The organism is Mesorhizobium sp. B3-2-1 (assembly GCF_006439515.1).
Taxonomy (GTDB): domain Bacteria; phylum Pseudomonadota; class Alphaproteobacteria; order Rhizobiales; family Rhizobiaceae; genus Mesorhizobium.
On record NZ_VFTI01000013.1, the window covers coordinates 38,589 to 60,613 of the forward strand.

Sequence of the window (22,025 nt, forward strand, 5' to 3'; positions counted from 1 at the left end):
CCTGCTCAAACAGTCTTTATCCACCTTGCCAGCCGGCTTGCCGCTTCCTCGAGCTGGTCGAGGCGGCGGTGGAAGCACAGCCGCAGGAACGCCTCGCCACCGGGGCCAAAGGCGGTCCCGGGCGCCAGGCCGACATTGGCCTTGTCGACAATGTCGAAGGCAGCGCTGCGCGAATCCGTGATGCCGTCGACGGTGAAGAACAGATAAAAGGCGCCTTGCGGCACGGTGAAGCGCGCCTTGCCGGTTTCGCCGAGAATGCCGCAGACCAGGTCACGGGCCTTCCTCGCTCGCTCCACCTGTTCGGCGACGAAGCCATCGCCTTCGTCGAGCGCCGCGACCGCGCCGCGCTGCATGAACTGGGCGACGCCCGAGTTCGAATACTGGATCAGGTTCTCGAACACCTGCTGCAGGCTTGGATGCGTCTTGATCCAGCCGACGCGCCAGCCGGTCATCGCCCAGTTCTTGGAAAAACTGTTGACGAACAGGATACGGTCTTCCGCCTCCGCGATGTCGAGGAAGGATGGCGCGCGGCCATGACCATAGTGGAACAGCGAATAGATCTCGTCGGCGATGATCCAAAGGTTCTTCGCACGCGCGAGATCGAGGATCGCCCGCAAGGTCTCGTGGTCGGCGGTCCAGCCGGTCGGATTGGACGGAGTGTTGATGAACAGCGCCTTCGTGCGCGGCGTGACCGCCGCCGCTATCTTCTCGACGTCGCAGGACCAGCCATTTCCGGAATGGTCGAGCGTGACGGGCACCGGCACGGCACCCGCTATCGCGGCGGCGGCGTCGAAATTCGGCCAAGCAGGTGACAGGTAGATCACTTCGTCGCCGGCCCTCGCAAGCGCATCGAGTGCCAGCTGGATGGCATGCATGCCTGAGCCGGTGACGATGAATTGCTCCTCGGGGAAGGTCTTGGCGAAATGCCTGGAATAGTAGCGGGCAAGCGCCTGCCTGAGATCAGGGAGGCCCCTCTGCCAGGTGTAGAACGTCTCGCCGCCGGCCAGCGCCTTCGACGCGGCATCGGCGATGAAGGACGGCGTCGGCAGGTCGCCCTCGCCGGCCCAGAGCGGGATCAGGCCTTCGCGCAGCCTGCCGTAGTTGACGACGGCGACGATACCGCTTTCAGGTGCGGCCAGGGCCTCGGGGCGCAGGGTCTGGATCAGGGTCATCGGTGGGTCCGTTGTCTCGGGCGTTCGTAAGCGCTGCTTACCAGATACGAAAACAGAAAACCCCGGCCGCGAACGACCGGGGTTTTGGTCCAGAAGAACCCTATCCGTCTATCGCCTGGCCAGCAGATCGCGGATTTCGGTCAAAAGCTGTACATCGGCCGGCGGAGGAGCTGTCGCTGTGGCGGGCTTTTCCTTTTCCACGCGCCTGCGCATATTGTTCACGGCCTTGACCATGAGGAAGATGATGAAGGCGAGGATGAGAAAGTTCAGCACCACGGTGATGAAGCTGCCATAGGCAAAAACGGCGCCTTGCTTTTTAGCGTCCGCCAATGAGGTGGCGTTGACGGCCGAGGAAAGCCCAAAGAAGTAATTGTTGAAGTCCAACCCGCCGAAGATGGCTCCGACGATCGGCATGATGATGTCGTTGACCAGCGAATCGACAATCTTGCCGAAGGCAGCGCCGATGATGACGCCGACGGCCAAGTCCATCACATTGCCTTTGGAAATGAATTCCTGGAATTCTTTCAGCATTCGACCCTCCTTATCATGGCGGGCCGCGCAGCCGTCCCATTCCTGCGGCACCGACCCGGCGACACCATAACAAAAACCTTGGGTTGCAGCATCGGCTAAAAGAAGAAAACAACCGCTTTCTCCTTACCTCGGGCAGCCGCCGGAAATCATCGCCCGCATGCGCCCAAAGCCGTGATGGACTCGGGCGCCAAGCTGTGATTGCGTCTGACCCGGCCAGGTTAAAATCGGCACAGGGAGGATCTTGCCGGCGTGCAGGGCTTGTTCATCGTCATCATTGCTATCGCCTATGTGACGCTGCTGTTCGCCATCGCCAGCCTGGGCGACCGCCGCTCGGCGATTTCGGGGCCCGGCCGGGCACGGCCTTTCATCTATGCGCTCAGTCTTGCCATTTACTGCACGTCCTGGACCTTCTTCGGCTCGGTCGGCCTTTCCTCGGAACGCGGCCTCGAATTCCTCGGCATCTATACAGGTCCGGTGCTGGTGTTTGTGTTCGGCTTTCCGCTGCTCAACCGCATCGTGCGGCTGGCCAAGACCGAGAAGATCACCTCGGTCGCCGACTTCCTCGGCGCGCGTTACGGCAAGAGTTTCACCGTGGCCGCGATCGCCACGCTGATCGCCACGATCGGCGCCGTGCCCTATATCGCGCTGCAATTGAAGGCGATCTCCGGCTCGGTCAGCCTGATGGTCGAGCACTATACGGGCTCGCCGCCCTCGTTCGATCCCTTCGTCAGCGACATCTCGCTGGTCGTCGCCATGCTGCTTGCGCTGTTTGCGGTCCTGTTCGGCACGCGCCATGCCGACGCCACCGAGCACCAGGACGGGCTGGTGCTGGCGGTCGCGGTCGAGACCGTGGTCAAGCTCGCCGCCTTCCTGGCCATCGGCCTGATGGTCACCTTCCTGATCTTCGGCGGGCCGGGCGACATGTTCGACCGGCTGGCCGAGAATGGCCAGGTGCGGCAGGCAATGGGCTATTCGACGTCGCTCGCCACCTGGCTGGTGCTGACGTGTCTCAGCGGCTTCGCCATCATCCTTTTGCCGCGGCAGTTCTACGTCACCATCGTCGAGAACCGCAGCGAGGCCGAACTGCGCACGGCGACTTGGGTGTTCCCGCTCTACCTCGTGGCGATCAACCTGTTCGTGCTGCCGATCGCCTTTGCCGGCCTGACGCTGGTCGGCACAAGGACGAGCAGCGACCTTTATGTGCTGTCGCTGCCGCTGTTCAGCGGCCACGATTTCCTGGCCATGGCCGCCTTCATCGGCGGCCTGTCGGCGGCAACCGCAATGGTCATCGTCGAGAGCGTGGCGCTGTCGATCATGATCTCGAACGACCTGGTCATCCCGTTGTTCGTGCGCCGGCTGTTGCGCACGACCACCTCCGAGAACGAGGATTGGTCGACGCTCATCCTCAATGTACGGCGGGCGTCGATCTTCATCCTTCTGTTCATTGCCTTTCTCTACTATCGCGAGAGCACCAACAGCGCCCGGCTGTCCTCGATCGGCCTGATGTCCTTCGCGGCGATCGCGCAGTTCGCGCCGGCCCTAATCGGCGGATTGATCTGGCGCGGCGCCAACGGCCGGGGCGCGGCGCTCGGCATGGTCGCCGGCATCCTGGTCTGGGGCTACACGCTGCTGGTGCCGTCGCTCGTCGCGCCCAATACCGGCATCATCGTGCACGGGTTGTTCGGCTTCGAGGCGTTGCGGCCGCAGGCCCTGTTCGGCACCGTCGCCGAACCGCTGAACCATGGCGTGCTGTGGAGCCTGTCGGTCAACGCGCTGTTCTTCGTCTTCGGATCGCTGTCGCGCGCGTCGGTGCCGCTGGAGCGCATTCAGGCATCGATCTTCGTGCCGCGCGAAGCCGGCCCGATGCCGAGCCTGCGCCGTTTCCGCACCGCCATCACCGTCAACGACCTCAAGGATACGATCGCACGCTATCTCGGTGTCGAACGCACCGAGCGGTCCTTTCAATCCTTCGAGAAGAGCAACGGCACCTCGCTGCATGGCAACGAACAGGCCAGCATGGACGTCATCCGCTTTTCCGAGCAGCTTTTGGCCAGCGCCGTCGGCTCCTCCTCGGCGCGGCTGATCCTGTCGCTGCTGTTCAGACGCCACGACCGCGAATCCCGCGACGCCTTCCGCTTGCTCGACGACGCCACGGAAGCGCTGCAGCACAACCGCGACCTGCTGCAGATCGCGCTCGACCAAATGGAGCAAGGCATCACCGTCTTCGACCGCGACTTCCGGCTGATCTGCTGGAACCGCCAGTACCGGGCGCTGTTCGACCTGCCCGACGAGATGGGCCAGGTCGGCGTTTCGCTCGACCAGATTCTTCGCCATCTCGCCGAGCGCGGCGACATTCCTGGCGACCAGCGCGTGACGATGCTCAACCGGCTGACCAGCTTCGTCAGCCCCTGGCAGATGGAACTGAAGACCAGCGGCCGCATCCTGGAACTGCGCTCCAACCCGATGCCCGACGGCGGCATCGTCGCCACCTATGCTGACATCTCCGGCCGCGTCGAGCAGGACCTGGCGTTGAAGCGCGCCAATGAATCGCTGGAGCAGCGCGTCAAGACCCGCACCATCGAACTGACTAGGGTCAACGAGGAATTGACCCGGGTCAACGAGGAGTTGGCGCAGGCACAGATGCTCGCCGAGGAGGCCAATCTCGGCAAGACACGCTTCCTTGCCGCCGCCGGTCACGACATCCTGCAACCCTTGAATGCCGCCCGGCTCTATTGCTCCTCGCTGATCGAGAAGGCCGGCAAGGGGCCGGCCGGCAAGGCGGCCATCAACATCGAATCCTCGCTGGAATCGGTGGAGACCATTCTGGGCGCCGTGCTCGACATTTCGCGCCTCGATGCCGGCGCGATGAAGCCTGATGACACCGCCTTCAGCCTTGATGGCCTGCTGCGCCAGATCGGCAATGATTTTCGGCCACTGGCCGCGGAGAAGAAGCTTGGCCTGACGATCATGCCGTCGTCGCTGACGGTGACGACGGATCGCAACTTGCTGCGTCGCCTGATCCAGAACCTTGTTTCCAACGCCATCAAATACACCCGCCGGGGCCGCATCCTTGTCGGTGTGCGGCGGCGTGGCGACTTGGCGGAGATCCAGGTCATCGACACCGGCATCGGCATTGCCGGCGACAAGCTGAACACCGTCTTCCATGAGTTCACCCGGCTCGACGAAGGCGCGCGCGAAGCCGAAGGTCTTGGCCTCGGCCTCTCCATTGTCGACCGCATCGCCCGAGTGCTCAGGCTCGAAATCCGCATCTTCTCCAATCCGGGCAAGGGCACGCGCTTTTCCGTCATCCTGCCGGTGGCGGCCGCGCAGGAGCCGCGACACGAGGTCGAGACCAGGGCGCCGGCCCGCGCGGCGGCTTCGTTGTCGGGGCTGCATGTGCTGTGCATCGACAACGACATCCGCATCCTCGATGGCATGCGGCTGCTGCTCGAAGGCTGGGGCTGCAATGTCGCCACGGCGACCGGCTCGGGGGATCTGGACAGGGCCGCGATCCACCGTCCGGACATCGTGCTTGCCGACTACCATCTCGACCGCGAAACCGGTCTCGACATTATCATCAGGCTGCGCGCGACCCACGGTGACGACCTGCCGGCCGTGCTGGTCACGGCCGACCGCTCCAACGAGGTGCGAGCAGCGGCGGCAGGGCTCGACATCCCGATGATCAACAAGCCGCTGAAGCCGGCGGTCCTGCGTTCGATGATGGCCAGGTTCAGGCCGATGGTGCGGGCGGCGGAGTGACGTCGAAGCGCCCAGGCCCATCACCTGTCTCAGCGAGAAAAGTCGCGAGCACCAGGCGCCTGGCCATCAGCCCGCCGGCTGCAGCGGGTCGCTGCCGATCTTGGACAGCAGGATCACCGCCTGGGTGCGGCTGTCGACGCCGAGCTTCTGCAATATGGCCGAGACATGTGCCTTGATCGTGGCTTCGGAGACGCCGAGCTCATAAGCGATCTGCTTGTTGAGCAGGCCCTCGGCCAGCATGCCGAGCACGCGGGTCTGCTGCGGGGTCAACGCCTGCAGCCGTTTGATCAGGTCCGATATTTCGGGATCGCGTTCGACGCCGAGATCGACGCCGACAGGTGCCGCGATATCGCCGGCAAGCACCGACTGCACGGCGCCGCGGATTTCTTCCATGCTGGCCGACTTCGAGATGAAACCGGAGGCGCCGAGATCGAGAGCGCGCCGGATGGTCGCCGGGTCGTCATGCGCCGACACCACGATCAGCGGCACCGCCGGATGGATGCCGCGCAACGAGATCAGGCCGGAGAGGCCGCTGGCGCCAGGCATCGACAGGTCCAGCAGCACGAGATCGACATCTTCATTGGCCACGACCAGCGCCTTGGCGCTTTCGAAATCGCCCGCCTCGTGGATGGCGGTGACATTGCCGATGCCGGCAAGCGCCTCGCGCAGGGCGCCGCGAAACAGCGGGTGGTCGTCGGCGATGACGAAAGTATAGCCTGACGGCAAGATGTCCCTCCCCGAATCCCCGATTTACTGCTTTTTGCGGGATCAGTCGGACGATTATGAGGGGCCGCGCGCTGTTTTCAAGCGGCAAAGCCAGCGCGCCGCGTTTTCCCTCGTCACTAGCGCTCAGGTCTTCTGCGAGTTGGGCTGGGCGCCGCCGCTGTCCTTGTCCATATCCTTGACGATGCCCATGAAACTCCTCAGGAAGCGCTCCATGTAGCTCATCGTCTTGTTGAAATCCTCCTCGCTCGGCAGGTTCGATTCGAGGCGGGCGGAGAGCGAATTCTCCAGCCTGGTGACACGCTCGTCCATCGCCTTCATCGAGGTCTGCAAGCGATCGACCTCGTCCTGGTAGGCGGCGCGTTCATCGGCGGCCATCTTGCAGACGAGCTGGCCCGAATGCTCCTCGCAGATCGACATCGCGCCGGTCTGCGTATCCATGCGGACATAGCCGTTATCAGACTTTTCCAGCCGGTAGCGGTCGGCTTCTTCCGAATAAGCTGAGGCCGCGACCAGTGAAACGAGCGCGGCGGGGATCAAGATGTGCTGCAGACGCATGTTGTCCTCCATGGCCAAAGCCTGAAATATCGCATGTTTGCGCCGGAAATGGGGAAGACCCTTGGCGTGGCCTTCCCCGCGCGACTGGTTCGGATTATAGCGCAACCATGTCACAGATTATCTACAAGATAACTCCGCAAGCGCCTTGGCGCGACGCCGAAGCCAATGGCCGCTTTACCGGCGCGCCAATCGACGTCGCCGACGGCTTCATCCATTTTTCGACGGCAGAGCAGGTCGAGGAAACCGCGGCCAAGCATTTTTCCGGCCAGACCGACCTTCTGCTGGTCGCCATCGACGGAACCGGCCTGGGCGATGCGCTGAAATACGAAGTCTCGCGCGGCGGCGCGCTGTTTCCGCATCTCTACGGCGTGCTCGACCTGAAGTCGGTGCTGTGGGTCAAGCCGCTGCCGCTCGGTGCCGACGGCACTCACCAGTTCCCGGCCCTGGAGGGGTAATGAGCGTGCTCGACCGGATCGGCCAGAAGCTGCTGTTCACCTTCGATCCGGAAACCGCGCACGGCCTGTCGATCGCGGCACTGCGCTGTGGCCTGCCGGTCGGCGCGCGGACGGTACACGATACAAGGCTGAAGGTCAGCCTTTGCGGTCTCGATTTCCCCAATCCGCTTGGCATGGCGGCTGGCTACGACAAGAACGCCGAAGTCCCCGATGCGCTGCTTGGCCTCGGTTTCGGCTTTGCCGAGGTCGGCACCATCACGCCCCTGCCGCAATCCGGCAACCCGAAGCCGCGCATCTTTCGGCTGACATCGGATGAAGCCGTCATCAACCGGCTGGGCTTCAACAATGAAGGCCATGCCGCCGCTGAAAGACGCCTTGCGGCGCGCAAGGGGCGCGGCGGTATCGTCGGCGTCAACATCGGCGCCAACAAGGACAGCACCGACCGCGTCAGCGACTATGAGCGCGGCGTCGCCCGCTTCGCGCCCCACGCCAGCTATCTCACCGTCAACATTTCCTCACCCAACACGCCGGGCCTGCGCACCCTGCAGGCGCGCGAACAGCTTGGTGAGCTCCTGTCGCGCGTCATGGCCGCGCGTGCCGCGGCAACCGCGCAGCCGCCGATCTTTCTCAAGATCGCCCCGGATCTGGTCGAGGCCGAGCTGGAGGATATCGCCGCCGAAGTCATGGAAAAACGGATCGATGGCATCATCGTTTCCAACACCACCATTTCCCGCCCGGCGCTGCGTAGCGGTGACGTCGCGCGGGAGACGGGCGGGCTTTCGGGAAAGCCGCTGTTCGAGCGCTCGACCATCGTGCTGGCCAAGATGCGCAAGCTGCTCGGGCCGGAAATGGCCATCATCGGCGTCGGCGGCGTCGATTCAGCGGAGACGGCGCTGGAGAAAATGTGCGCGGGCGCCGATCTCGTCCAGCTCTACACCGGCATGATCTATGCCGGGCCGGCGCTGCCGGGCCGCATAATTTCAGGAATGGCGCGCCTCGCGGACAAGTACGAGCTGAAGTCGATCGGTGACCTCCGTGACAGCCGCCTCGATTATTGGGCCGTTAGGGCACTCTGAGGTAGCTCAACAGGGGATTCCGTGCCAACTTACGTGGCGGAATCAGGACTGCGAAGACGGTTCCAGCTTGGAGCAGTCTCCAAAGCAGTAAAGTCTCCCCTGGCGATCTCCTGGCAAATCCCCAAAAGTGCGCCGCCTGCCGCGCGCGCAAGCGAGCCGCCAAGGCTTATCCGCCGCACACCGGCCTTGGAAATCTGGTCGAACGTCAGCCCGGACACGCCTTGCCCGAGGACATGATTCACCGGAGAACTGACTGACCGGCATATCCTCTCGAGGGATACCAGATCCGGCACGCCGGGCACGTACAGAACCTCAGCACCAAGTGCCTCGAACGCCCTGAGGCGCCGAACTGCTTCTTCAACATCATAAACTCCCTTGCCGATTCCATCGGCGCGAGCAGTAAGTACAATGTCGTACCTTCGCGCAGCTTTCGCCGCAGCGGCAACACGTGCAACCGCATCGTCAAATTCGCGGATCGGCTGGTCGGGATCCGGCCGCCTGTCTTCGATCGAGAGTCCCGCCAATCCTGCCTCGGCCGCGAGCCGAACAGTCTCGGCGATCCCGCCCGGGGTGTCTTCATAGCAATCCTCAAAATCGGCGGTGACCGGGACATGGCTCGCCGTCGCTATCTCGGCGGCATATGCCAAACTTTCGTCGCGGCTTACCTCCCTTGCCCCATCCCTCTTCCCTCTCGAAAAGGCATAGCCTGACGAGGTTGTCGCCAGCGCGCCAAAGCCCAGACCTACCATCATCTGGGCGCCGGCTACGTCCCAGGGATTAGGAACCAGGAAACAGCCCGATTTGTGAAGGATACGAAATTGCTCAACCTTCTCGGACCGGGAAATCACAATATCCTCGAATTGGACGACTAGTTATGCAGTTGGACACAGATGGTACAAACTGCCACCGGTGTATGCCAACCCCATTGCTCAAATCAAAATGCCGTTCGCACCCTGACCCGCAGAATCGTCAGCAAACTCAGTCCCCGCACCAGCAGGAAAACGTGCAGCGCGGCCCACAGGCCGTGATTGCCGAAGGCGGGCGCCAGCGTGATCAGCGCGGCGGCAAAGACGAGGAACGACAAGAGCATCATGTTGCGCATGTCGCGCGACCATGTCGCGCCGATGAAGACACCATCCATCTGGAAGGCAAGCACGCCGCTCAGCGCGGTGAACGCTGCCCAAGGCAGGTAGGCATCGGCTACTGCGCGGACATCCTGCGACGTCGTGACGACAGCGACCAGATTAGCGCCGGCCAGCAACAGCACCAATGTCGCGCCACCGGCCAAGCCGAAGCCCCAGAACAGGGTCAGGCGGACCGCCTGCCGGAACGGTTGCGCCGCACGAGCGCCGATGGCGCGGCCGGCGAGCTGTTCGGCGGCCGTGGCGAAACCGTCGAGGAAATAACCGGCGACGAGGAAGAAATTCATCAGCACCGCATTGGCGGCGAGCGTCACCGTTCCGAACTGTGCGCCTTGGCGGGTGAACAGCGCGAAGGCGGCAAGCAGCGAGAACGAGCGGATCATGATGTCGCGGTTGAGCGACAGCATGCGCAGGAAGGCGCCCATGTCGAGCAGGCGGTGGCGAGGCAAGGGCGGGCTGGATCGGAACCGGCGCACCACGATCGCGAGACCAAGCAGCATGGCGAGGAATTCGCCGGTGACGGTCGCCCAGGCGACACCGGAAACGCCCCAGCCAAGTTCAAGGCCGAGCAGGAAGCAGAGCGCGATGTTGATGCCGTTGAGCACCAGTTGCAGGACAAGCCCGAGCCCGCCCTCGCCACGCCCCAGGACATAGCCAAGGATGGCGTAGTTGATCAGCGAGAACGGGGCGGCGAGCAGCCTGATCCTGACATAAACGCCCATCGCCTCGCTGACGCGTGGCCCGGCATCCATGAACCACTGGCCGCCAACGGCGATGAGCGGCGAAAGCGCTGCCAGCATGGCGCCGGCAACGACCGCGATCAGAACGGCGCGCCAGAACACCGCCTGTTCCTCGAGAGCGTCACCACGCCCGAAAGCCTGGGCGACGAGGCCGGTGGTGCCCGAACGCAGGAAATTGAAGCTGGTGAAGACGACATCGAAAGCCAATGCGCCGGCTGCCAGGCCGCCAAGCAAGGCGGCATCACCGAACTGGCCGACAACAGCCGTATCGACGAGGCCAAGCAGCGGCGTCGTCAGATAGGCGAGCGTCATCGGCACGGCGATGGCAAGCACCGAGCGGTTGGTGACGGAAAAGGCTCTGGCGTCGATTGCGATGGCACCCTTGTCCAAAGATTGCTGCCTTGCTGATTGCGGCTTGATCGGGGAACCGATGTGCCTCATTTTCCGGCCACCACGCAATCGCCCGTCCGCGACGACCAACCGAAATCCCGCTCTGGCGCGAAGCCGCCGGACCAGTCTCATGCCCCTGCAGATCGTCCATCATCCCGACTACGACGCCGGCTTCGCCACCAACCATCGCTTTCCGATGAGCAAATATCCGCTGCTGATGGAGGCCTTGCGCGCACGCGGACTGGCCGGACCCGGCGCGCTCAACACTCCTGAACCCGCGCCGGCGCCGTGGCTGAAGCTTGCCCATGCGGCCGCCTATGTCGACCAGGTCCTCTCCTGCTCCGTGCCGGAAAAAATCGAGCGCGAGATCGGCTTCCCGGTCGACCCGCGCGTTTCGCTGCGCGCGCAGCTTGCCACCGGCGGCACTGTGCTGGCGGCCCGGCTTGCCTTGCGCCACGGCATTGCCTGCAACACCGCCGGCGGCAGCCATCACGCGCGGCGCGCGCAGGGCGCCGGCTTCTGCACCTTCAACGATGTCGCCGTCGCCTCGCTGGTGCTGCTCGCGGAGGGTGCGGCGCAGAAGGTCCTGGTGGTCGACCTCGACGTGCATCAGGGCGACGGCACGGCGGATATTCTAGGCGATGAGCCACGCGTGTTCACCTTCTCCATGCATGGCGAGCGCAACTATCCCACACGCAAGATCGCCTCGGACCTCGACATCGCCCTGCCCGACGGCACGGGCGACGCGGCCTATGTCGAAAGGCTTGATACCATCCTGCGGGACCTCTCCACGCGGGCGCATTGGGATATCGTCTTCTACAATGCCGGCGTCGACGTCCATGCCGAGGACCGGCTCGGCAGGCTGGCGCTTTCCGACAACGGCCTGCGCGCTCGCGACGAGATGGTCATCGGCCATTCTCGGGCGCTCGGCATTCCTGTCTGCGGTGTCATCGGCGGCGGCTATTCCACCGATGTGCCGGCACTTGCCGCGCGTCACGCCATCCTGTTCGAGGTGGCGTCGGGCTACGCGTGAAAGTCACTTCCGATAGTTGGCGATCCTGAGTAGGATGAAGGCCGGCACGACGATCGCGCCGCCAAGCAGGATATAGCCGAGGAAGCGGTCGATGGCATGGAAGCCGAGATTCCAGAGATCGATGAAGAACTTCCGGATGCCGTAGAACACATCCATCGGCGACCAGCCGAAGGCGTTCATGACCAGGCCGACGAGAAAGGATACCACCAGCAGCTTCAGGACAACCCTGAGCGGCGAGTCGCCGAGAAAGCGCGTCAGTGCGGACAAGGCCGTCTCCCGATTGAGATGCCCGGACTCGTGGGCACGGCCCAGAGATACGTGCTTGGCGATCATCCATCAAGCCGGCGCGGTCTGTACGGAGAAACTGATAAGTCGCAGCCAGATGTTGAACGCCATCGAAAGCCCGGATCACTCGAGCGTCTGGCAGAGCGGCTTCCGCGAGCCGCAATTCTTAAATATAGGTAAACAATTTCATTTTAATTTATTGAAAATAAAGCACAAAACCGTCATTTTCCGGTTTTGCGCAATGTGCGTGCAATTTTCACTTGCGAGATACCAGGCGTCTTTCAGGTGACGGACCGCGCGGCGCTCCGCCCCTACCACCGCCGGTGAAAGCCGGTCCCCAGAACCGCGCGACCATCCCTGAAAGACACCCATCGGAGCTGACCGCCTCAACGGTCAGGCTCCTCGGCAATTAACCAGCGTATCGGGTGCGGATGCGCGTTTGTGTTGGAGTAATGCAGTGTCCCCTCAAGCAAAGATCGTCCTGACGGCGAGTGCCCTCGCCCTGTGTCTTCTCGGGCCGGCGATGGCCGCCGACCTCTCGCCTGCCTACAATGATCCCCCTGCCTTCCAGTGGAGCGGCGCCTATGTCGGCGTCCATGGCGGTACGGCGTTCACGGGGATGCCGAACCCGTTCGCCGGTCGAAACGGGTTCAGCGGCGGCGTCCAGGCCGGCTACAACCAGCAGATGGGCCCGGCGGTTCTCGGCGCCGAGATCGAAGGTTCCTATCTGGGCGGCGCCGAACACGATGTCCGGGGCGGCAAGATCAAGGAGAAATGGCGCGGCGCGGCCAAGGCGAAGGCCGGTGTGAGCTTCGACCAGACGTTGCTGTTCGGAACCGGCGGCGTGGCCATGACCAGGTTCGACAAGGGCGACGGCGTGAGGAGCAGCGACGGATGGAAGGTCGGTTACCTCGTCGGCGCCGGCATCGAGCAGGGTTTCGCCGGCGGCCTCTCGGCCAAGGTCGAGTACGACTATGTCCGCACCCCCGGCGTGGAAACGACATCGGCCCTAGGCAGCTCCAAGGAGACGATCGGCAGCCATGAGTTGAAAGCCGGCATCAACTACCGGTTCTAGAAACAGCAAGTGGGCGGACCCCGATCGCGCGATGGCCGCAACGGCATCGCGCGATCTTGTCGTCGATGCATCGATGCCCGGACGCGGACGTTCCCTCGAGGAAAGAGCAATCGATGCTTGTCGCAATGTCGATGTAATCTTCGCAATCTAGGTCCCCTGCGTGAATTTTCACCATGGGAATCAGCAATGTCCAAGCATCGCTCCGGCCGACGGACGTCCAAGCTATCGTTGCTATCGTTCATTGCGATCGCACTCGCATTGGCGGGTTGCGCCTCCGACATCATGAAGAATTATGTCGGACAACCGGTCGAATCGGTCGTTGTGGATTACGGTCCGCCGACGGCGATCGTAGACCTCGGCCGGGGAGAGCGCGCCTATCAGTGGCGCCAGGTCTCGACGTCAGCGGTTTCCGGGACATCGAGTGGCGAAGTCCGCCACACAAAACACGGAACCGTCTATGAAGAGACCGAAACGCCCGGCTATATCGAGCGTCAGGAATGCTTCTACACATTTTACGCCCGCGCTTCCGGCGGCCGCTGGTTCATCACCGATTTCCGCCGGCCAAAGCTGGAATGCGAATGAACCGCCGAACCGCAAATCCTGCGGCAGCGGGTGAAGGAGAACGCCAATGCGCGTCCTGCTGATCGAGGACGAACCGGAAATGGCCTCCGTGCTGAAGACCGCCCTGGAGCGTCTGGACATCATCGTCGACCATGCCGCGACCTTGGCCGACGCCGAGGCGGTAGCTCGTCTGGGCTATCACGACGCCGTGGTGCTGGACCGCCGGCTGCCGGATGGCGACGGCCTCAGTCTGATCCCGCGCCTGCGCGCCCTGCATCTGGATGCGCCGGTGATCGCGCTGACGGCGATGAGCGGGCTGGACGACCGGGTCGCCGGGCTCGATGCCGGCGCCGACGACTACATGGTCAAGCCTTTCGCCACGGTGGAACTCGTCGCGCGGCTCCACGCCCTGCATCGCCGCTCGTTCACCTCACGCGCCAACCAGACAATGGTCGGGCGCCTCACCTATGATTTCCGCCATCGCGAGGCGCTGGTCGAGGATCAGGCGCTCGATTTGCCGCGACGTGAAAGGCTGGTGCTTGAAACGCTCATCCGCCGGCCGGGCCGGACGATCATGCGCAGCGCTCTCGAGGAAGCCGTCTACGCCCTGGACGACGAGATCGGCTCGAATGCGCTCGACGCACATGTCTCGCGGCTGCGCCGCAAGCTCGACGATGTCGCCGCCGGCATCGAGATACGAGCGATCCGCAATCTTGGCTATCTCCTGCGGGCAGCCTCGTGAAGAAGCTGCGCGCGCGCTCGCTGCAATGGATCCTGGTCCGCCGGCTGATCCTGCTCCAGGCGGCGACGCTGCTCCTCTTCATCGTTTTGTGCGCGGCAGCCCTCTGGATCGCCAATCCGAGGCTGCTCATCGACAACGAGGCTGCCGTCGCGGCCGTCAAGGATGCCGTCGACCGCGACAAGGACGGCAGGCTGATTGTCCGTGAAACGCAAGACCTCGCCGCGTTTCGCCAGAGCTTCCCCAATGTCTGGTACATCGTTCGCGACAGTAGCGGGCGAACCGTCCGTTCCGGCACGATACCGGATGTCTACACCAAGGACCTTGGTGGCCTGCTCGGCCAAGCAGATCACGCCACGATCGGATTCTCCGACAAGGACACGCGGCCGGAAGCCTATATCGAAAACGCTTCGACCAAAGCCGGCGCGGTACAGATCATCGCCGCGACGCAGTCGTCGCGCCAGGAGACCGACGGGCTCGAGATCAACATTTCGGCGACGGTGGAGGTCGCCCGGTACCCGGACGGCAGCAGGAACTGGGAGCGCGCCCTGCCGGCGCTTGCGCTCGTCATCGCGATCCTGTTGCTGCCCATCGTCCTCGTCATGGGCGCCACCACGCTGGTGACGACGCCGGCCGTGGTCCGGCGCTCCTTTGCCGGCCTTGTCGAAACCGTCCGCCAGGCTGCCCGCATCGATATCGGTACCCGCGCGATGCAGTTGCCGGTCAAGCACGTGCCGCAGGAAATCGCGCCGCTGGTGCATGCCTTCAACGAGGCTTTGGCCCGCCTCGCTCAGGGATACGACCGGCACAACCGTTTCCTCACCGACGCGGCGCACGAATTGCGCACGCCGATCGCCATCCTACGCACGCGCGCCGAGCTGCTGCGACAGGAGCCGCAAAGCGCGCGGCTGCTGCATGATATCGAGCGCCTGTCGCATCTTGCCCAGCAACTGCTCGACCATCAACTGCTCGACCGTCCATCCGACCAGCGCGAGATCGTCGATCTCGACGATCTGGTCAGCCGGGTGGCGGCCGACTTCGCGCCACTCGCCATCGAGGCCGGCTACGACCTTGCCTTCGAGCCTTCGACCGACATGACACGCGTCGAAGTCAACGTGCTGCAGATCGAGCGGGCACTCGCCAACCTCATGCGCAACGCCATCGAGCATGGCGGCGGTGGCGGTACCATCACGATTGCGATCGACAGGACGGGCGGCATCGAAGTGCGCGACGAAGGCCCGGGCATTCCCGAGGAAGAGCGAGAGAATGTCTTCGAGCCCTTCTATCGCCTGCAGCCGCAGTCGCGTGGGGCCGGCTTGGGCCTGAACCTCGCCCGGCAGATCGCGCTGCTGCACGAGGGAACGATCAGGATCCTGGCGGGCTCATGGCGCGGTGCCCGCATCCGCATGGAACTGCCGGTTCGTTCGTGACCCGGGCCGTTGAAGGCGCCAAACGCATGGCAGCCGGCCAGCCAGCGGCCGCGCCGATCGCTGATTTATCTGTTTTCTAACCAATTGCCGCTATTGCCATTTCCAAAGCGGGAGCCAGGCTTTGGTGGGAACGGGAAAAATCGACGCGCACCGCGCACCCATGTTGTCGGTCGTCGTGCCTTGCTACAATGAACGCGACGGCGTGGCGGAGCTTCACCGACGCGTCAGCGCGGTATGCCTCGAGCAAAGCCTCTCCTACGAGGTCGTGCTCGTCATCGATGGGGCGACCGACGGCACCCGCGAGGCCATTTTCGAACTGGCCGAAAAGGACGACCATGTGGTCGCCATCGATCTTGCACGCAACTACGGCCACCAGATCGCCTTGAGCGCGGGGCTGGAATTCTGCCGCGGCCAGCGCATTCTCATTCTCGACGCCGATCTCCAGGATCCGCCCGAACTGCTGGGCGCGATGATGGCCAGGATGGATGAAGGCTTCGACGTCGTCTACGGCCAAAGGGTGAAACGGGACGGCGAAAGCTGGTTCAAGCTGGCCTCCGCCTCGATGTTCTACCGTCTGCTCGGCAGGATGGTCGATGTCGAGATCGCGCCGGACTCCGGAGATTTCCGGTTGATGAGCCGCCGTGCGCTGGACCATCTGATCGCGATGCCCGAACGCTACAGGTTCATTCGCGGCATGGTGAGTTGGATCGGGCTGAGGCAGGTCGCCTTCCCTTATGAACGGCACCGGCGCTTTGCCGGCACCACGCATTACCCGCTGAAGAAGATGGTTCTCCTGGCGGTCGACGCGATGACCAGCTTTTCGATCGTGCCTTTGCGCTTTGCCTCGCTGCTGGGGATGATGTCCGGCCTGCTCGGCCTGCTCGTGCTTGGCTATACGCTGTTGGAATGGTCTGTCGGCAATGTGCTGCCCGGCTGGACGAGCCTTGCCGCGATCATGCTCATCCTGGGCAGCGTCCAGCTTCTGGTGCTCGGCATCTTCGGCGAGTATCTCGGCCGCATGTACATGGAGACGAAGCGGCGGCCGCTCTATTTCGTCAACGAGATCGTTTCGCGTGGCCAGTCGGCCAAGGACAGCGATCTCCCGGTCCATCGCCTGCAGGAGATGGCAAAGAGGGCGGCCCGTGCTTGAGGCCGAATTCGACCAGTTTGCGCGCGAGTACCAGGAGCAGCATGCCGCGAGCATAAGGCTTAGTGGCGAGACGCCGGACTTCTTCGCGAAATACAAGATCGACGACGTCGCGGCGTCACTGGGACGGGCCGGCGTGAAACCCAGGCGCATACTCGACTTCGGTGCCGGCGTCGGCAATTCGCTCGGCTACATGCGCGCAGCGTTTCCCGACAGCGAGATCGTCCTGCTCGATCCTTCGCGGGAATCGCTCGACATCGCCAGCAAGCGCTTCCCCGATCAGGCCGCGTTCACGCATTTCAACGGCCAGACAATTCCCTTCGCCGACCATAGCTTCGACCTTGCCTTCGCGGCTTGCGTTTTCCATCACATCCCCGAGAACCTTCAGATCGGATTGTTCGCGGAGCTAGGCAGGGTGCTGGCCAATGGCGGCAGTTTCTTTGTCTTCGAGCACAACCCGTGGAATCCACTCACCACCCACGCGGTAAGGAATTGCGCCTTCGATGAGAACGCGGTCCTGATAAGCTCGCCGCAGATGCGCAGGCGAATGGCCGCGGCGGGCCTTTCCGGCACTCGGATCGTCTATCGGATTTTCTTTCCCAGACTGCTTGCAAAGCTGCGGCCGCTTGAGCGTTTCCTGACCAAGATACCTGTTGGAGCCCAATATTTTGCGCATGTGGTCAAGCCGCTCGTTTGACTGTCCGAGGATGCTGCCATCTGGCGCCGTCGGCCTGTTGAACACGACGCTGGGATGCGCGGTCATTCCAGCGCGGTTGGCGCTCTCACCGAAAACCCGTTTGTCCATCTGGCGGGAAACCGGCTCTTCGCTGCCGTTTTTCATCCCGGCTAGGCCCATTTCGTTCGTCGGTGGCGCGGATGCCCCCGATCGGTCGACAAGAATAGAGGCGAAATGGCCTGGAGCGCGACATGAACCAGGTTGAGGCAATCGTTCCGACCACGTCGCGGCTCGAGGATGCGCAGCGCATCAAGCTGGTATTCTGCCTGTTCGCAGCCTCCATCATAGCTGCTGGATTGGCCCCATTCGCGGGCTCGACCCTCAAGGACCCCGACAGCTGGTGGCAAGTGAAAGTCGGGCTGGATTTCCTGGCAAACCGGACATTTCCAACGGTCGATCCCTATTCCTACACTTTTGCCGGGCATCCGTGGATCGCAAAGGAATGGCTGGGGCAGGTCTTTCTGAGCGTTGCCTATAGTATCGGCGGATGGAATGGTGTGGCCGCGCTGATCATCGCCGCGATAGGGCTGACAGTCTTCGTGACGGCATGGTTCCTCAGCGCGTGGCTGAGGCCGATAGTGGCGGTAGCGCTGACATTCATCCTGGCCTTCCTGATCGCCCCTATCTATACGGCGCGTCCCCACGTCTTCACCTTGCCGATCATCGTCATCTGGACGGCGGTGTTGTTTCGTGCATCGGCAGAGGAGCGGGCTCCGCCCTGGTGGCTCCTCGCGCTGGTTGTGCTCTGGGCCAACCTCCACGCTACCTTCACCTTGAGCTTCGTCATCACCGCCTTCGCCGGTCTCGATCTCCTGGCGCGCATCGGCCTGTCGAAACCCGCTCTCTTGGCGAAGTGGGTGGCGTTTGGCCTGCTCTGTCCGCTGGTCTGCCTCATCCATCCCTATGGTGTGCAAGCCATCCTGGCCACGCTCACCGTTGCCCATGGCAATGAGGCGGTGCCGCTGATCCTGGAGTGGCGGCCGTTCAATGCCCCGGAACAGGACATGCAGGAAGCCGCGATACTGGTGGCGCTTTTCGGGCTTATGACGTCAAGGTTGCGGATCGGCTGGGCCAAGGCGTTGTTCATCGTCTTCACCTTGCATGTCTACCTGTCGCATCAGCGCTTCGTCTATCTGTTCTTCCTGCTTGTTCCGCTGGTGGTTGCGGTCGAAGTCGCGCGCCAGTACCCCGCCCTGTCAGCCAGCGTCTGGCTGAACGAAAAGCGTGACGGACTGGAAAAATTCTTCGCCGGCCAATTCCATCTGCTCTGCGGCGCGACGGCGGTGTTGCTGGTTGGCGCGTCGCTTGCGCTCAACAACGCCTACCAGGTCGCGCCGAGCCCGAAGACGTCGGCCAGCGGTGCCCTTGCATTCGCCTGGGATCACCACCTGTCCGGCAATGTCTTGAATTCCTACAATTTCGGCGGCACGCTGGTTTTCCATGGCATCAAGACCTACGTCGACGGCAGGACGGACCAGCTGTTTCTCGGCGGTTTTATGAAAGCCGACGACGCAACGGGGCAAACCGGCGGAAAACCGCTGCTCGAGGCCCAGTTGAAGAAATACGCCATCGGCTGGGCACTGCTTACGGCCGATGACACCCGCATCCCCTTCTTCAATGAACTGGGCTGGAAGCGGGCCTATGCCGACGACTATGCCGTGATCTACCTGCCCGGCGCCTGATTCACCCGATCCCGCAAAACCGGCGTGGCCAGCGTTCGAAGGCATTCACCTTGACACGGATATTGCAGTGCAGCAAAGTCATGCTGCAGAGCACAGTCCGTGGGACCGTACAAAGGGGATCGCCGTATGAAGGGCATGCCAGGCGCCGCCGCATGGCCTTCGCAGGCTACGGCATACGGACCGGTCGAATGAACTACAGGCGCGACATCGACGGCCTTCGGGCAGTTGCGGTGCTGCCGGTCGTGCTTTTCCATTTCGGCGTGTCCGCCATTCCCGGTGGCTTCACCGGCGTCGATATTTTCTTTGTCATATCGGGCTATCTGATCAGCGGCAGCCTGCTGGATGATCTCGAGCGCGGTCAGTTCTCGATCGGGCGCTTCTACTGGCGCCGTGCGCGGCGCATCCTGCCGGCGCTGACCTTCGTCATCCTGCTTGCAAGCATTGCCGCCTGGTTCATCCTGTTGCCGTCGGACCTGCACGAATTCAGCCTCAGCGTGATCGCGGCCTCGACCTTTTGGTCGAACATCTATTTCTGGAAGACGACAAACTATTTTTCGATCGACGCCGAACTGCGGCCGCTGCTGCACACATGGTCGCTCTCGGTCGAGGAGCAGTATTACATCTTCGCGCCGATCCTTGTGTATCTGATCTACCGGTATGCCTCGAAGCGCTGGCTGACGATACTTCTGCCGATCGCCATCGGCAGTTTTGCCCTGGCGGTCATGGCGACCACTCTGGCGCCGACCGCCGGCTTCTACCTCTTGCCGACACGCATCTGGGAACTGGCGCTGGGCGCCGTGCTGATGCTGAAGAGGCCGCCGCCACTTGCCAGCCGGGCGGCAACGGAACTGCTCGGCTTGGCCGGCTTTGCCCTGCTCGCGTTCGGCTTCCTGACGATTTCGGAGAGCGATCCGTTTCCCGGCTACAATGCCCTGTTTCCCTGTATCGGAACGGCCCTGCTCATCTACGCGGGCCAGAACCACGCGAACCGCCCCGTGCCTGTCGCCACGCGCGTGCTTCAATTCGCTCCGATGGTCTGGATCGGCCTCATCTCCTATTCGCTCTACCTTGTTCACTGGCCGATCAATTCCTTCGTCCATTATCTCTCGCTGAAAGCCGTCTCGGTGCCGACGATCGTCGCAATGACGGTGGCCAGCTTCGCCCTGGCGACCTTCTCCTGGAGATATGTCGAGCAGCCTTTCCGGCGGAAGCGGGCCTTCACCGCCCCGCTGCCGATTTTCGCCTTTTCGGCGACGGCGATCGCCCTGCTGTGCGTCGGCGGTCTGGCCGGTATGCTCGGCAACGGCTTTCCGCAGCGGTTCCCCGATTTCTCGACGCAACCGATCGTGGTGGGTGACTGGCGCAACGGCGTCTGCTTCAACGAGGGTGCGAGCCGGATCGAGGATTGGAACCTTGCCGACTGCACGCGCACGCATGGCTTTCCCACCAATGTGCTGCTGTGGGGCGATTCCTTCGCGGCTCACTACGTTTCGGGGCTGGAGGCCAACGCGCAGAAAATCCAGGCCAACGTCATCCAATATACCTATGCCGGCTGCCCACCCAACCTGTCCTACTTTTCCTATGCCAGGCCGAACTGCACCCGCTTCAACGAACGGGCGCTGTCGATCATCCGCGATGCCAATATCCAGGCGGTGATCCTGAGCGGCCGATGGACGGACTACCAGGCCAGGGGCTTCGGCGGACTGCAGACGACGATCGACCGGCTGCGTGACATGGGTGTCAAGGTCTATGTCATCGGCCAGTCTCCGGAGTTCATCGCCGACGTCCAGAAGATCGCTTTCTTTGCAAAACACGAAGGCGCCGTGAGTACATCCTGGCCTATGGCCATGGATGCCGACATCAACAAGCAGGTGCAGCTCTTCGCCAAGGGCGCGACCTTCATCGACCCGCTCACCTATCTGTGCGACGCCATCGGCTGTTCCTATGCGGATGCCACCAGCAAGCAGTTTCTCTATTTCGACTATGGTCATTTCTCTTCCGCCGGCGCGACGCTGGCCGTCTCGAAATACTGGCCGAGCTTCGCCGCCGGCGGCGAAGTCGCAAAGGTCAGGGAAGAGGCGCCGACCGTCACTGGTGAACTGGCGAAGCCCTCATTGTGAGACCGGTTTGCGATTGCCCGAGGCCATGCGGTCATGATAACGAGGCTGCAGCGCGGGTATGATGTAATGGTAGCCTGTCAGCTTCCCAAGCTGAACGCGCGGGTTCGATTCCCGCTACCCGCTCCAGCAGGCCACACAAGGCGTCGCGGCTGATCGGGGTTGGCCGAGATTCCGGCGGTTTTACACCATCGGTTCCGGCATCGTCCATGCTCGAATGTTGCATCTTCGGTCCACAGGAACTGGAAGAGAGCGCTGGTGTCGGCGTTTGCCCGTTCCGCGGCGCCTGACGAGCATTGCCTGTGGTGCGTCCACATACCCGGTCGGGGTCGAGGCCCGCCATGTCTGCTTCAGATCCCCCGTCAGCACCAGATATTGCGTGTCGGTGCCCCGCTGGGCGGGTCCGGGACAACGGTTGTCGGCGCCGAGATATTGTCTACAACCCAGATGGTCGAGACGCCGGCGTCCTCGATCCTCAAATGATAGTGGATCTGCTCTGCCAGGAAGACTGGCGGGAACATGCCGCCCGAGTTGGCGACCACCGGAAATCGTTCGGGATCACAGTGCGGCGTCAGCGTACCGGCATCATAGAAATACGCCTGTGCGCCGTACGGCGTGGCGCTGGCGTTAAGCCGCGGCACTAGACTCCGTTCCCAGAGAATGGACATAGGTTT

At 63.0% G+C, this 22,025-nt stretch carries 20 protein-coding genes and 1 tRNA gene; 13 read left to right on the forward strand and 8 right to left on the reverse strand.

Translation table 11 applies throughout. From position 1 onward, the window contains the following. Nucleotides 1–5 precede the first annotated feature (5 nt). Together FJW08_RS15300 and mscL are read right to left on the reverse strand one after the other, a co-directional pair. Nucleotides 6–1,172, reverse strand: coding sequence for a pyridoxal phosphate-dependent aminotransferase (locus FJW08_RS15300; protein WP_140811294.1), 1,167 nt, complete (start codon nucleotides 1,170–1,172; stop codon nucleotides 6–8). Nucleotides 1,173–1,280: 108 nt separating this feature from the next. After that, a complete protein-coding gene (gene mscL / locus FJW08_RS15305) occupies nucleotides 1,281–1,703 on the reverse strand; it encodes a large conductance mechanosensitive channel protein MscL (protein ID WP_140811295.1) in 423 nt (140 codons plus the stop codon). Between the two features lie 249 nt (nucleotides 1,704–1,952). On the opposite strand from mscL, the gene FJW08_RS15310 reads away from it, so the two are divergent. After that, entirely contained in the window at nucleotides 1,953–5,462 is a 3,510-nt protein-coding gene (locus tag FJW08_RS15310) for a PAS domain-containing hybrid sensor histidine kinase/response regulator (protein ID WP_140811296.1), read from the forward strand. A gap of 66 nt (nucleotides 5,463–5,528) precedes the next feature. On the opposite strand, the gene FJW08_RS15315 is transcribed toward FJW08_RS15310, so the two are convergent. Together FJW08_RS15315 and FJW08_RS15320 are read right to left on the reverse strand one after the other, a co-directional pair. Next, entirely contained in the window at nucleotides 5,529–6,188 is a 660-nt protein-coding gene (locus tag FJW08_RS15315; RefSeq protein ID WP_140811297.1) for a response regulator transcription factor, read from the reverse strand. 123 nt (nucleotides 6,189–6,311) lie between these two features. Next, nucleotides 6,312–6,743, reverse strand: coding sequence for a hypothetical protein (locus FJW08_RS15320; RefSeq protein ID WP_140811298.1), 432 nt, complete (start codon nucleotides 6,741–6,743; stop codon nucleotides 6,312–6,314). A 107-nt stretch (nucleotides 6,744–6,850) separates the two neighbouring features. Between FJW08_RS15320 and FJW08_RS15325 the strand changes: the two genes are divergently transcribed. Both FJW08_RS15325 and FJW08_RS15330 read left to right on the forward strand, forming a co-directional pair. Further along, nucleotides 6,851–7,198 (forward strand): DUF952 domain-containing protein, encoded by a 348-nt coding sequence (locus FJW08_RS15325; protein WP_140811299.1) that lies wholly within the window; start codon nucleotides 6,851–6,853, stop codon nucleotides 7,196–7,198. Then, nucleotides 7,198–8,274 (forward strand): quinone-dependent dihydroorotate dehydrogenase, encoded by a 1,077-nt coding sequence (locus tag FJW08_RS15330; RefSeq protein WP_140811301.1) that lies wholly within the window; start codon nucleotides 7,198–7,200, stop codon nucleotides 8,272–8,274. The genes FJW08_RS15325 and FJW08_RS15330 overlap by 1 nt, the downstream gene beginning before the upstream one ends. Before the next feature lie 29 nt (nucleotides 8,275–8,303). On the opposite strand, the gene FJW08_RS15335 is transcribed toward FJW08_RS15330, so the two are convergent. Both FJW08_RS15335 and FJW08_RS15340 read right to left on the reverse strand, forming a co-directional pair. Next, on the reverse strand, nucleotides 8,304–9,122 hold the full coding sequence (locus FJW08_RS15335) for an isocitrate lyase/phosphoenolpyruvate mutase family protein (RefSeq protein WP_181182933.1): 819 nt from the start codon (nucleotides 9,120–9,122) through the stop codon (nucleotides 8,304–8,306). An 86-nt stretch (nucleotides 9,123–9,208) separates the two neighbouring features. Continuing rightward, the gene (locus tag FJW08_RS15340) at nucleotides 9,209–10,546 is read right to left on the reverse strand and encodes an MATE family efflux transporter (RefSeq protein ID WP_140811303.1); all 1,338 of its coding nucleotides are present in this window, start codon (nucleotides 10,544–10,546) and stop codon (nucleotides 9,209–9,211) included. Nucleotides 10,547–10,676: 130 nt separating this feature from the next. Between FJW08_RS15340 and FJW08_RS15345 the strand changes: the two genes are divergently transcribed. Continuing rightward, complete coding sequence (locus FJW08_RS15345) at nucleotides 10,677–11,579, forward strand: histone deacetylase (RefSeq protein ID WP_140811304.1); 903 nt, start codon at nucleotides 10,677–10,679, stop codon at nucleotides 11,577–11,579. 3 nt (nucleotides 11,580–11,582) lie between these two features. Here FJW08_RS15345 and FJW08_RS15350 read toward each other — a convergent pair whose 3' ends face one another. Next, entirely contained in the window at nucleotides 11,583–11,846 is a 264-nt protein-coding gene (locus FJW08_RS15350; protein ID WP_140765107.1) for a DUF6460 domain-containing protein, read from the reverse strand. Nucleotides 11,847–12,321: 475 nt separating this feature from the next. Between FJW08_RS15350 and FJW08_RS15355 the strand changes: the two genes are divergently transcribed. From FJW08_RS15355 to FJW08_RS15400, 9 genes are all read left to right on the forward strand, one after another. Next, a complete protein-coding gene (locus tag FJW08_RS15355) occupies nucleotides 12,322–12,939 on the forward strand; it encodes an outer membrane protein (RefSeq protein WP_140811305.1) in 618 nt (205 codons plus the stop codon). Nucleotides 12,940–13,125: 186 nt separating this feature from the next. Beyond that, nucleotides 13,126–13,521, forward strand: a complete 396-nt coding sequence (locus FJW08_RS15360) for a hypothetical protein (protein ID WP_140811307.1) — start codon at nucleotides 13,126–13,128, stop codon at nucleotides 13,519–13,521. A 46-nt stretch (nucleotides 13,522–13,567) separates the two neighbouring features. Beyond that, nucleotides 13,568–14,242, forward strand: coding sequence for a response regulator transcription factor (locus tag FJW08_RS15365; protein WP_140811308.1), 675 nt, complete (start codon nucleotides 13,568–13,570; stop codon nucleotides 14,240–14,242). Then, complete coding sequence (locus FJW08_RS15370) at nucleotides 14,239–15,669, forward strand: HAMP domain-containing sensor histidine kinase (RefSeq protein WP_140811309.1); 1,431 nt, start codon at nucleotides 14,239–14,241, stop codon at nucleotides 15,667–15,669. The genes FJW08_RS15365 and FJW08_RS15370 overlap by 4 nt, the downstream gene beginning before the upstream one ends. A gap of 124 nt (nucleotides 15,670–15,793) precedes the next feature. Next, on the forward strand, nucleotides 15,794–16,819 hold the full coding sequence (locus FJW08_RS15375; protein ID WP_210241194.1) for a glycosyltransferase family 2 protein: 1,026 nt from the start codon (nucleotides 15,794–15,796) through the stop codon (nucleotides 16,817–16,819). Further along, complete coding sequence (locus tag FJW08_RS15380; protein ID WP_140811310.1) at nucleotides 16,812–17,513, forward strand: class I SAM-dependent methyltransferase; 702 nt, start codon at nucleotides 16,812–16,814, stop codon at nucleotides 17,511–17,513. The genes FJW08_RS15375 and FJW08_RS15380 overlap by 8 nt, the downstream gene beginning before the upstream one ends. Before the next feature lie 230 nt (nucleotides 17,514–17,743). Then, nucleotides 17,744–19,234, forward strand: a complete 1,491-nt coding sequence (locus tag FJW08_RS15390; protein WP_140811311.1) for a hypothetical protein — start codon at nucleotides 17,744–17,746, stop codon at nucleotides 19,232–19,234. A 188-nt stretch (nucleotides 19,235–19,422) separates the two neighbouring features. Further along, nucleotides 19,423–21,354 (forward strand): acyltransferase family protein, encoded by a 1,932-nt coding sequence (locus tag FJW08_RS15395; RefSeq protein WP_140811312.1) that lies wholly within the window; start codon nucleotides 19,423–19,425, stop codon nucleotides 21,352–21,354. 52 nt (nucleotides 21,355–21,406) lie between these two features. Beyond that, nucleotides 21,407–21,480: transfer RNA gene (locus FJW08_RS15400), tRNA-Gly, on the forward strand. A 233-nt stretch (nucleotides 21,481–21,713) separates the two neighbouring features. Here FJW08_RS15400 and FJW08_RS15405 read toward each other — a convergent pair. Continuing rightward, the gene (locus tag FJW08_RS15405; RefSeq protein WP_140811314.1) at nucleotides 21,714–22,019 is read right to left on the reverse strand and encodes a hypothetical protein; all 306 of its coding nucleotides are present in this window, start codon (nucleotides 22,017–22,019) and stop codon (nucleotides 21,714–21,716) included. Nucleotides 22,020–22,025: the final 6 nt, after the last annotated feature.